The organism is Nonomuraea insulae (assembly GCF_042656245.1).
In genome coordinates, this window is record NZ_JBHSPA010000082.1 from 1 (window position 1) to 10,089 (window position 10,089).

The following is a 10,089-nucleotide window of genomic DNA, read 5'->3' on the forward strand; positions in this document are numbered from 1 at the left end:
ATCTCTCCCGCACCACAGCATGGGCTAGATCACCCGCACACCATCTCCCTGGACGTGAACTCCTCTGCACGCGGAGATCGCTGCCCTTGCATTTTGGCCTCCTGACGCCTTGTCGCGTAGGTGTGGAGCTCGGCATGCCAGGCAGCGCGGCTGGCCTCGATAACATCCAGTGCCTGAAGCAGTGCCGCCTCATCGCGTTGAAACCTCCCGGCCTGGAACTCGAGGAAACTCAGCGTCGCCTCGAATCCGAGTGGCCGATACAACTGCACGCAGGACCGGAACGCTGACACTCGCCATCGGTAAGGCAAGGCACGGTTACGTACCCTACGGGCAAGGTTGGCGAAGCTCACCGGGGAAGGCTAGCCAATTGGACGCGGGGAGGCACCAGCTCGGCAGCGGCGCTGGCGGGGACGTTACTACCGGTCTGTCCCAACCACTCTCTTCCGGACCTGACCGTCCGCTTTTCGGGTGTGGCGATCAACCTGCTGGCAGGCGCGGATCTGCGGGCCAGATGGACTCTGAGACTTCCGGGATCGCGTCATCTTCCGCCCGGGCGGTGTGGATGACGTGCACGACCTGCGCACCCTGTGTCAAGTCGAGGGTGACGGTTTCCTCCGGTGTGGCACTGCGGGCGATCCCTTGGTCGCGGGCGTGGTGGTAGCGCTTGCCGCTGAGGTCTTCCACGCAGAGGAACAGGGCCTTGGGTACCTGATCCGCTCCGGGGACATCACATCCATCCTCGTCGGCGCTCGCTGCCGCCGCATCCCGTCATCGGCCCTGGACGCCTACGTGACCCGTCCATGCGAGGAGGCCGCCGCGCTGCAAGGGCTACCTCTCCCGCAGTAGCATCGCGGGCATCCGCCGGGTCCTGCGTTCGGCGCTCGGCCACGTCCTGCGGGAAGAACTGACCACGAAGAACGTCGCCTCTTTGACCACGCTCCCGAGCGTCAGCAAGACCAAGAAGAAGCGCCAGAGCACGGTGTGGACCGTCGATGAGGCACGGAGGTTCCTCGAACACCTACGGGCGACCGAAGGCCCGCACTACGCGGCGTACGTGCTCATCCTCGTCCTGGGCCTTCGGCGGGGCGAGGTTCTGGGCCTCACCTGGGACGGTGTGGATCTCGGCGGCGAACAGCTCTGGATTTCCCGCCAGCTCACCCGAGTCGGCGGCCAGCTCCTTCACCGGCAGACGACCAAGACGGAGGACTCGACTGCCTCGCTGCCGCTCTTCGGCCTGTGCGTTTCGGCGCTCAGACACCGTCAGCGCGTCCAGGAGGAGGCACGCAAGATGGCTGGGGACGAATGGAAGGACTCGGATCTGACATTCACCACTCGGACGGGCACGCCCATCGAGCCGCGCAACTTCAACCGCGCCTTCGAGAGCCACTGCCGTCGGGCGGGCGTGCCGCGTATCCGTGTGCACGACACCCGGCACACTTGCGCCTCGCTCCTGGCCGCCCTTGATGTCCACCCGCGTGTGGCGATGCGCATCCTGCGGCACTCCCAGATCTCGATGACCATGGACGTGTACACCCAGGTACCAAGCCCCGTGACCCGCAAGGCGCTCGACCGGCTGAATGAGCGTCTGACTACCGAATCAGACGGTTAACCTCGGCGGCGTTGCTGTACAACGCTGCTGTACGGCACGAAAAAGGCCCTCTGGGATGTTCCCAAGAGGGCCTTTGAGCTGGAGCGCGGCCGACAGGAGTCGAACCCGTAACCTTCTGATCCGTAGTCAGATGCTCTATCCATTGAGCTACGGCCGCTTGCTGCGTAAGTAAGCATAGCGGGTTCTGGAGAGTTCCTCGAACCAGATGCGGCAATCGTGGAGCAGCCGGTTCGGGCCTGGGGTGTCGTACGTGGGAAGGGTGGCCCCCGAGGTGAGGCGGGGGCTCACCCCGGCGTTACGCGTCCAGCCTCTTCAGCAGGCGTTCGACCAGGAGGGTCAGGTCGGTGAGTCTGCGGTGGATGGAGTTGTGCTCGTCTCGCGACTGCGATTGGACCTTGGCGAGACGGTCGTTGGTCTGCCTTCGGAAGCCTCCGATCTCATCGTTCAGGGCGGCGATGTCCTGGTTCAGGTTGGCTTGTAGGTCTCTGAGCCGGATCTTGGTTTCGGCGACGTCTATGGACGCCGACGTGATGTCGGTCTGTACGTCCTCCATGGGCGTGCAGTTCTGCGCCGGGAAGTGCATGCTCCGGCGTCGAGCCCTGAAGCGGCCGGTGGCTGGGGTGCCGGAACGGCCGCTTGTTTCGAGGGCGTCCATACGGAGCTTCAGCTTGCGAATCTCCGCCTCTATGTCCACGTACTCCTACCTTCGCGGTAGTTGGAAGGGATCCCGTGCGCGACCGCTTGGGTCCCACGTTCTGTGTGTACATAGTTGCAATGCGTAGCCGTCATCGAGAACTCGGGCCGACGTGAGGGGTGGAGATTTATCAACCGCGGGTGCAGCAAAGATCGCCGGTGAGGGTGGTTCTCTCCCCGGTGGAGCGGCGATGAAGGCCGTCATCTGCGCAAACGCCTCGTACGGCCGGATGTGGCGGCGGGCTGTGGATACATCGAAGGGTGTATCCACAGGCGGACCTTCGCAGGAGGGAAAGGGTGTCGCGAGGTGGTGGGATGGGGGCATGAAGCGGGTTGCGTTGTGGGCTGGGCTGGCCTTCGTGATGGGCCTGGTGCTCATCGCGGGTAGTGGCCATCTCGACCGCGGGGTGCCTGTGTGGTGGCTGGTCGTGCCCTTGGCTCTCACCTGTGCGGGCGTTCTGGTGCGGCGGCGGGCGCCCCTGCTCTCTTTGGGGCTCGGGGTGGTCGGGATCACCTTGGACGGGTTCGTGGGGCCGTCTCTGGGCACGGTGCTGGTCTTCACCGACAATCTGTACGCAGCCGCGCTCTACGGGCCGGCCCGGTTCGCTCGGATGTTGCTCGGCATCACCGCCGTGCTGGCGGTCGTCGCCGGGGCCGTGGCCGGGTTCCTCGCCGCGGACTGGGGGATTCTGGCTGTCATGGGAGTGCAGGCCGGCCTGGTGCTCATCACGCCTGTCACCACCGCGCTGGTTCTGCGTGAGCAACGTGATCGGGCCGCGGACGAGCGGGCGCGGGCCGAGGAGGTGGCTCATCTCGCGGAGCTCGACAGACAGGCCGCCATCGCCGCCGAACGCACACGGATGGCTCGCGAACTGCACGACATGATCGCCAATCACTTCAGCGCCATCGCCATTCAGTCCACTGCCGCGCTCTCTCGCAAGGATCTCGATCGGGAGACGGTGCGGCAGGTCATGGAGTCCGTACGCGAGAACAGCGTCAAGGGGATGGCCGAGATGCGGACCATGATCGGGCTGCTGAGGCAGGAAGGCGACGAGAACGAGGCCACCCGGCTTCGCCTGGCCGACACCGAGACCTTGGTGGAGAGGGTGCGGCAGGCCGGGATGGTCGTGGACATACGGGTCAAGGGGCAGGCGAGGGAGTTGCCCGCCTCCGTTGACCTCGCCGGTTATCGGATATTGCAGGAGGCGCTCACCAATGCGCTCAAACACGGGGTGTCGCCGGTCTCGATCGTCGTCGGTTACGAGGACGAGCGGGTTTCGGTGAGCGTGGCGAACTCGGTGGGAGAGCGGGGGCAGGGTGGGTTGCCCGGCGCCGGGGCCGGGTTGATCGGGATGCGGGAGAGGGCCTCGTTGGTGGGGGGACTCTTCGAGGCTGGTGAGGTGAAAGCCCGGAGCGGGGAGGAGACGGATGGCGATCGCAGGTGGCGCGTTCTGGTCGTTCTTCCTACGGGTGGGGATGCGGAGCGGTCGAGGATCTTCCCCTTTTCGGACGCCGACGGGTGATGGAGGTGGCTGGTGAGCATCAGGGTGCTGGTGGCTGACGATCATGCGGCGGTCAGGGTCGGGATCGTGATGATCCTGGATGGGGTGGATGACATCGAGGTCGTGGGGGAGGCCGGCGATGGGGAGCAGGCCGTGGCCATGGCTCGGGAACTGCGGCCTGATGTCGTGTTGATGGATATACGGATGCCTCGGCTCGATGGGATCTCCGCCACCAAGGAGTTGGCGGGGGTCTGCGATGTGCTGATTCTCACCACGTTCGATGTCGATGAATATGTGTTCGGGGCGCTTCGGGCGGGGGCCGCCGGGTTTCTGCTGAAGAACACGGACGCTGAGTCGCTGGTCGAGGCGGTTCGGCTGGTGGCTCGGGGGGATGGGCTCATTTCGCCGGGGGTTACGCGGAGGCTGATCACGGCCTTCGCGGAGCAGACTCCCGTGCGCAGGGAGACGGCTGCCGATCCGGGGGGTTTGACGCCTCGGGAGCGGGAGGTTCTGGCCTGTATCGGGCGGGGGTTGTCCAATGCCGAGATCGCCAGGGAGCTCGACATGGCGGAGGCCACGACCAAGACGCACGTCAGCCGGGTGCTGAACAAGCTGGGGCTGAAGAGCCGGGTGCAGGCGGCGATCTATTACTCGGAGGGTCCGTAGTAAGGGCTCATCGTGATGGTGATCTGGTCCGGTGCCGCGTCCAGGAGGATCAGGGCTCCCGCTATCCCGATGATCCAGCGCAGCGTCGTGCGGGATCCGGAGGAGAGCTTGTCCTGCCAGCGTTCGAACCGTTCACGCATCCGTTCGCCCAGGGCGGTCCATGCGGCAAAGAGCAGGATGCCTGGGAGCACCATGATGGTCACGTACACGCCGAGGAGCGGCGACCACTGGACGGCGGGTCACCCCACGCGTCCAGCGGCCCCGCACCCAAGGTTCGATGGTGGAACAGATCGCTACGATCGTGGAGGAGATGCTGCCGCTCGATGCCGAGCGGCGCGAGGAGTACGCGCTGTGGTCGGCGATCGTGGAATGGGAACGTCAGCACCCTCCGGAGGGAGGCTCTGTGACGTGGAACGACCAACGGGCGCTGCACCGCCAATGCATCGCCGCCCTACGCGGACACGAGCCGATCCGCGAACCGGGCCAGGCGACACACCCACACCCTGACGCCCAGGTCGAGCTCTGGGCAGCGCTCCTGCACACGTTCGTCGACGGACTCGCCGCCCAGATCATGAACACACCCGGCGAGGTCTCGGCGGGCACCGCCGCGCAACTGCTGCGTTCCCTGCTGGAAGCCGTGCCTCGCGCGCACCGACCGTGAGCGGATGGCGCAGCGCGGGGCTGCGGTCGGGGTTGTCGCCGCGACCGTTCCTCCAGACGGCGGTTGGTAGGTCGGTACTGCTTGATGTGCTTTGGCGCGCGCAGTGTGTGATGTGTTGATGGGATGGCAATTGCGGGTGCCTAGTCTGATGGTGACTTGGAGGTAGAGCTAGCTCATGAGCACAACACCACCACCGTCGTCCGGGGAGCCTGACGAATCGAGGTATGAGCAGGTGCCGGACGGGGAGCCTGAGTTTCTGCCGCCTCCCACCGGAGAGCGGGTGCCTGACCCACCGCCTCCGACCGGTGAACCGGTGCCCGGGCCGCCGCCTCCGACCGGCAGCCCTGTGCATCTGCCACCCCCTTCCGGCTTGCCGAGCCCCTTGCCGCCTCCAGGGGAGGATGCCGGCCAGGGGGAGAAGCGGCCCGATTTCGCGCCGCCGAACACCTCTCACGGGCTCGGTCCAGCCCAGGCGCATGAAGGCACACCCCAGTGGGCGCCGCCGTACGGGGGCGCGGCCCAAGGACAGCCGCCTCAGGGCCTTTCACCGTACGGAGGACAGCCGCCTCAGGGCCTTTCGCCGTACGGGGGCCAGCCGCCGCAGGGAGGCCCGCCCTACGGTCAGCCGACCTTCCAAGCCCAAGGCCAGCCACCACCACCCCCCGCAGGCGGCTCCACGGGCATGCTGATCGGCCTGCTCTTCGCCGGCCTGGCCCTCTACAGCGTCCTCAACGTCGTCGTCGGCTTCGTGATGTTCTTCGCCGCCATGGACACCGACTCCACCCCCTACCTCATCATCGGCGCGGTGGTGCTGGCCCTGGCCGGCCTGGGTGCGGGCATCGGTCTGTGCTTTGTCCGCAAGCCCTGGAGCAGGGGCCTCGGGCTGGGGCTGATGATCGGGTGGGCGCTCTGGTCCATCCTGTCCGCCGGACTCTGCACGGGCCTCAACCCGAGCCTGTACGGCTGACATGCCCTACCACGAGATATTCGTCGGCCTCGGCGTGTTCGTGGCCTCTGTCGTCTTCGTACGGGAGGCACGCGGGCGCGGCGCGCTGAACGAGCAGTCGCTGATCGCGGTCGCCGGGGCGCTGGTCGGCGGGGCGATCGGGATGCGGCTGGCGGGCTGGCTGGAGACGCTGGAGCTCCAGGACTTCTGGTTGTACGGCTCCCGCAGCATCCTCGGCGGCCTGACCGGCGCGTACGTCGGGGTGCTGGTGGCGAAGCGGGTCATCGGGTACAAGGAGCGGACCGGTGATCTGTTCGCCCCGGCGGTGGCGCTCGGCATGGCCGTGGGCAGGATTGGGTGCCACCTGACGGAGGCCCCCGGCAGACCCACCGACCTGCCCTGGGGTGTGCACGCCCCGCCGACGACCCCCGAATGCCCTGGCTGCCTCACCGGGCAGGCCATGCATCCGTCGTTCATCTACGAGATCATCTTCCAGCTCGCCGTCTTCGCCGCCCTCATGTGGGCACGCGGACGGCTGACGCAGCCCGGTGAGTTGTTCACGCTCTACCTCGCCTCGTACGCCGTCTTCCGTTTCCTCGTCGAGTTCACCAGGGCGAACGAGACGGTCTGGCTCGACCTGACCAGGCCCCAGTGGTTCCTGATCCCGGGAATGGTGTTGCTGGCCGTGAGGGTCGGGTACGGCTGGCGGCGTGGCTACTACGATCCCCTCTTCGTACGGAAGGTCATGACATGAGTGCAGGGATGGGTCTCAGGGGCGATCGCATCCTCAGGTACGTCAACGCGTTCTGCCCCCGGTGCCACGGCCGCGACCTCGACAGGGTCGAGCGGCTGAGCGGCTATCTGGCCGAGCGCGACGGCCGGGTGTGGCTGGAGCGCGGATGCCGCGAACACGGCTTCATCAGCACTTTGTACGACGAAGATCCGGAAATCCTCAAGTACCTGGAGGAATGGACCGCCCCCACGAAGCAGCACATGCCGGATGTCTCCGGGAACTTCGCTCCGATCCCGTCCGCCTACCTTCGCGGTCTCCCCGAACTCCAGACCCAGCACACCTGCATCCTGCTCGAAGACATCGCCGAAACCTGCAACCTCCGCTGCCCCACCTGCTTCGCCGACAGCTCTCCCGACCTCTCCGGCACCGTCCCGGTGGAAGACGTACTGGCGAACGTCGACCAACGCCTCCGAAGAGAGAACGGCAAACTCGACGTCCTCATGCTGAGCGGGGGCGAGCCAACCCTCCACCCCGAACTCAAAACCCTCCTCACGGAGTTGAGCGAGCGCCCGATCACCCGCATCCTCCTCAACACCAACGGCGTCCTCATCGCCTCGGACGACTCCCTCCTCGACCTCCTCACCGAGCACAGGGAACGGGTGGAGGTCTATCTCCAGTACGACGGCACCTCGGCCGACGCCTCGAAACACCACCGAGGCGGCGACCTCACCCGCATCAAGGCACGCGCCGTGCAGCGCCTGTCCGAACGTGAGATCTTCACCACCCTCGTCATGACCGCCGCCCTGGGCGTGAACGACGGCGAGATCGGCGACGTCGTACGCCTGGCCCTCGACACCCCGTACGTCGGAGGCGTGTCCCTGCAACCCCAGTTCGGCTCGGGCAGATCGGGCCCCATCGACACACAGGACCGCCTCACCCACACCGGCGTGCTCAAGCGCCTCGGCCCGCAGACCGACGGCCTGGTGACCTGGCGCGACCTGACCGCCCTGCCCTGCTCACACCCCCACTGCTGCTCGGTCGGCTACCTCATCCGCGACGACGCCCGCCAGTGGCGCTCGCTCACCGAGCTGATCGGCCACGACCGCCTCAAGGAGAACCTGGGGCTGGTCTCCAACCGCATCGCCGACACGGAGATCCCGCGCGAGCTGCGTCAGGCCGTACAGGAGTCACTGCTCGGACTGCTCTCCGAGCAGTCGTCGTTGTCGCACCCGCAGGTCGGCGACCTGTGGCGGACCATCTGCGAGAACTGCGACCTCGGCGTCTCCACCCTGCTCACGCTCGCCTCCTCGGCCCTGCCCGGCAGGCGCAGGAAGTTGCGCAGGATGCTGGGGGAGCGGGTCGTGCGCGTCACGGTCAAACCGTTCATGGACATCTCGACCATGATCGAGGAGCGGCTCACGCAGTGTTGCGTGCACGTGGGGACGCGGGCGGAGCAGGACCAGTGCGCGCCGTTCTGCGCCGTACAGGCGTGGCCGCAACTCTCGGCCCAGCGGCTGTCGGCCGTGCGGCGCAAGGAGACACGGTGAAGGAACCCTACGATCCGCTCCGGTTGTGCGTGTACGCGACCATCGCCCTGCTGGCCTGGTTGCTCGGCCCATGGGCGGTGCTGGGCTTCGCGGTGCTGGGTTTCGCCGGGTACTGGAAGGCGCGGCGGGCCGGGCTGACCCGAAGCAAGTGCCTGCTCAGGGACACCCGGCTCGTCCTGGCCTACCTCGGCCTCATCGGCCTGGCGGCGCTCGCGGCGATCATCCTGTGACGGCCTTCAGGTTGACGACCGTGTGCTCCTTCCCGCCGCCGCGCGACTTGGTCACGCAGACCCGGTCCGCGCAGTCCTGGTAGTACTCGGCGTCCGCGTCCCAGAAGATCGTGCTGGTTGGTGAGGAGGTGAGCAGCGTCGGCGTCACCTCGCCGACCCCGGTCATCGTCCCGGTGGGCAGGTCGTACACGACGAACGGCGACCCTTCTCGTGACCGGAAGAGCGCATATCGGTCACCGAGGAGCCACCAGAAGCCGTCGCGCAGCAGCGTGTCCGGCAGTGTCCGCCGCTCGGCTCCGTCCACCCGCTGCACGATCAGGTGACTGCCGGCCTGCAGGCCGGTACACCACTGGGCATGGCACTGCATCATCTCGACATTCTCCGGCAGTGCCACGTCGGAGGACCGGCCGGTTTCGAGGTTGACGATTCTCGACATGTTGTCGCCGGCCCACGCGTTCGCCCAGGGCCAGGACATGAGATGGAGCCCGTCGGTGCCCGGCAGCCGCTCTGCCGCGCCGCCGGCCAGTGGCATCCGGTAGACGCCGCCGTCCACGACCGACCAGACGAGGGAGTCGTCCGTGAGGCCGATCTTCTCGACCTCGCCCGTGAGCGGGCCCAGGCGCCGGGCCTCGCCACCCTGCCTGGGCATGATCCAGAAGCCCGCCTCCTCGAACCAGGCGATGTACTTCGTGCCCAGCTCGAAGCGCTGAGGTCGGCGTGACGGCACGTCGCCCAGCACCCGTGTCCTGCCCGTGGCCGAGTCGAACACCTCCAGCCGGTCCACCTTTCCCTTCGCTCCCTTCGCGAACAACAGCACCTCGGTGGCGTTCATGCCGTTCACCGGCAACGTCTGCCGGCCGTCGGCATCCTTGACCGGCACCTTCACCACCGCCTGCGGCCACACCCGCGCGACCGGCGAGAGCACCGCGGGTGGAACCTGCCGTTCCTGCCCTCTCAGCACGGTCGCCGTCCCGCCCGCGACGATCACCACCGCCGCGGCCGCCAGCGCCGCCCCCACCCGCCGCCTGGTACGCCGCGCGCGCCGCCGCCAGGCGACCCCACTTGCGAGCTCCCGCGGTCCGGCCCGCTCCGCCGCCGTCCGCATCGTGGCGACCAGGTCCTCTTCGCTTCTCATCGCGCCTCCCGCAGCACAGGTGCCGCTCGCTTGATCCGGAGCTTGTCCAGAGCGCGGGCCGCCTGACTGCGTACCGTTCCACGTGAAACCCCGAGGATCTCGGCGATCTCCTGGTCCGGCAGGTCTTCGTAGTAACGCAGCACGAGTACGGCCCGCTGCTTGCGGGGGAGATCCTGGAGTTCGGCCCAGAGGTCGGGGTCGCCGTAGTGGTCGGGTTCGCCGTGCTCGGGTACGGAGGCGACCAGGCTCTCCCTGCGCCGCCGGCGCCACGACCTGATGTGCAGCCTGACCATGGTCGTGCGCACGTACCGTTCCTAAACAGTATCCAGGAGTGACATCTGATGCCACGTCCCGGAACTGCGCGCAT

13 protein-coding genes and 1 tRNA gene are annotated in these 10,089 nt (G+C 67.2%); 8 read left to right on the forward strand and 6 right to left on the reverse strand.

The genetic code is table 11. From position 1 onward, the window contains the following. Positions 1 to 477: 477 nt before the first annotated feature. Positions 478 to 684, reverse strand: coding sequence for a UTRA domain-containing protein (locus tag ACFPZ3_RS52675; RefSeq protein ID WP_379522005.1), 207 nt, complete (start codon positions 682 to 684; stop codon positions 478 to 480). 244 nt (positions 685 to 928) lie between these two features. On the opposite strand from ACFPZ3_RS52675, the gene ACFPZ3_RS52680 reads away from it, so the two are divergent. After that, the gene (locus tag ACFPZ3_RS52680; protein ID WP_379522006.1) at positions 929 to 1,609 is read left to right on the forward strand and encodes a site-specific integrase; all 681 of its coding nucleotides are present in this window, start codon (positions 929 to 931) and stop codon (positions 1,607 to 1,609) included. An 84-nt stretch (positions 1,610 to 1,693) separates the two neighbouring features. Here the strand turns inward: ACFPZ3_RS52680 and ACFPZ3_RS52685 are convergent. Together ACFPZ3_RS52685 and ACFPZ3_RS52690 are read right to left on the reverse strand one after the other, a co-directional pair. Next, positions 1,694 to 1,766, reverse strand: a tRNA-Arg gene (locus tag ACFPZ3_RS52685). Between the two features lie 138 nt (positions 1,767 to 1,904). Next, positions 1,905 to 2,303 carry a hypothetical protein gene (locus ACFPZ3_RS52690; protein ID WP_379522007.1) on the reverse strand — a complete coding sequence of 133 codons (399 nt, stop codon included), beginning with the start codon at positions 2,301 to 2,303 and terminating at the stop codon, positions 1,905 to 1,907. 322 nt (positions 2,304 to 2,625) lie between these two features. On the opposite strand from ACFPZ3_RS52690, the gene ACFPZ3_RS52695 reads away from it, so the two are divergent. Together ACFPZ3_RS52695 and ACFPZ3_RS52700 are read left to right on the forward strand one after the other, a co-directional pair. Beyond that, on the forward strand, positions 2,626 to 3,825 hold the full coding sequence (locus tag ACFPZ3_RS52695; RefSeq protein WP_379522008.1) for a sensor histidine kinase: 1,200 nt from the start codon (positions 2,626 to 2,628) through the stop codon (positions 3,823 to 3,825). Positions 3,826 to 3,837: 12 nt separating this feature from the next. Then, complete coding sequence (locus ACFPZ3_RS52700; protein WP_379522009.1) at positions 3,838 to 4,470, forward strand: response regulator; 633 nt, start codon at positions 3,838 to 3,840, stop codon at positions 4,468 to 4,470. Here the strand turns inward: ACFPZ3_RS52700 and ACFPZ3_RS52705 are convergent. Further along, positions 4,452 to 4,679, reverse strand: coding sequence for a hypothetical protein (locus ACFPZ3_RS52705; RefSeq protein ID WP_379522010.1), 228 nt, complete (start codon positions 4,677 to 4,679; stop codon positions 4,452 to 4,454). The two genes, ACFPZ3_RS52700 and ACFPZ3_RS52705, sit on opposite strands and share 19 nt — an antisense overlap. Positions 4,680 to 4,750: 71 nt before the next feature. On the opposite strand from ACFPZ3_RS52705, the gene ACFPZ3_RS52710 reads away from it, so the two are divergent. From ACFPZ3_RS52710 to ACFPZ3_RS52730, 5 genes are all read left to right on the forward strand, one after another. Further along, complete coding sequence (locus ACFPZ3_RS52710) at positions 4,751 to 5,131, forward strand: TetR family transcriptional regulator C-terminal domain-containing protein (RefSeq protein ID WP_379522011.1); 381 nt, start codon at positions 4,751 to 4,753, stop codon at positions 5,129 to 5,131. 682 nt (positions 5,132 to 5,813) lie between these two features. Beyond that, complete coding sequence (locus ACFPZ3_RS52715; protein WP_379522012.1) at positions 5,814 to 6,098, forward strand: hypothetical protein; 285 nt, start codon at positions 5,814 to 5,816, stop codon at positions 6,096 to 6,098. A 1-nt stretch (position 6,099) separates the two neighbouring features. Further along, a complete protein-coding gene (locus tag ACFPZ3_RS52720) occupies positions 6,100 to 6,831 on the forward strand; it encodes a prolipoprotein diacylglyceryl transferase (RefSeq protein ID WP_379522013.1) in 732 nt (243 codons plus the stop codon). Next, complete coding sequence (locus ACFPZ3_RS52725; protein WP_379522014.1) at positions 6,828 to 8,357, forward strand: radical SAM protein; 1,530 nt, start codon at positions 6,828 to 6,830, stop codon at positions 8,355 to 8,357. Before ACFPZ3_RS52720 ends, ACFPZ3_RS52725 begins: the two co-directional genes overlap by 4 nt. Next, positions 8,354 to 8,587, forward strand: coding sequence for a hypothetical protein (locus tag ACFPZ3_RS52730; RefSeq protein WP_379522015.1), 234 nt, complete (start codon positions 8,354 to 8,356; stop codon positions 8,585 to 8,587). Before ACFPZ3_RS52725 ends, ACFPZ3_RS52730 begins: the two co-directional genes overlap by 4 nt. On the opposite strand, the gene ACFPZ3_RS52735 is transcribed toward ACFPZ3_RS52730, so the two are convergent. Both ACFPZ3_RS52735 and ACFPZ3_RS52740 read right to left on the reverse strand, forming a co-directional pair. Beyond that, positions 8,577 to 9,722: a hypothetical protein gene (locus ACFPZ3_RS52735; protein WP_379522016.1), complete on the reverse strand. Its 1,146-nt coding sequence runs from the start codon at positions 9,720 to 9,722 to the stop codon at positions 8,577 to 8,579. The genes ACFPZ3_RS52730 and ACFPZ3_RS52735 overlap by 11 nt on opposite strands. Then, the gene (locus tag ACFPZ3_RS52740) at positions 9,719 to 10,027 is read right to left on the reverse strand and encodes a sigma-70 family RNA polymerase sigma factor (RefSeq protein WP_379522017.1); all 309 of its coding nucleotides are present in this window, start codon (positions 10,025 to 10,027) and stop codon (positions 9,719 to 9,721) included. The genes ACFPZ3_RS52735 and ACFPZ3_RS52740 overlap by 4 nt, the downstream gene beginning before the upstream one ends. Positions 10,028 to 10,089 lie beyond the last annotated feature (62 nt).

What these genes read in the sequence shown, in the direction of transcription:
- ACFPZ3_RS52735 (WP_379522016.1), bottom strand. Translation starts at nt 9,722, where the DNA reads ATGAGAAGCGAAGAGGACCTGGTCGCCACGATGCGGACGGCGGCGGAG.
- ACFPZ3_RS52715 (WP_379522012.1), top strand. Translation starts at nt 5,814, where the DNA reads ATGCTGATCGGCCTGCTCTTCGCCGGCCTGGCCCTCTACAGCGTCCTC.
- ACFPZ3_RS52720 (WP_379522013.1), top strand. Translation starts at nt 6,100, where the DNA reads ATGCCCTACCACGAGATATTCGTCGGCCTCGGCGTGTTCGTGGCCTCT.
- ACFPZ3_RS52725 (WP_379522014.1), top strand. Translation starts at nt 6,828, where the DNA reads ATGAGTGCAGGGATGGGTCTCAGGGGCGATCGCATCCTCAGGTACGTC.
- ACFPZ3_RS52695 (WP_379522008.1), top strand. Translation starts at nt 2,626, where the DNA reads ATGAAGCGGGTTGCGTTGTGGGCTGGGCTGGCCTTCGTGATGGGCCTG.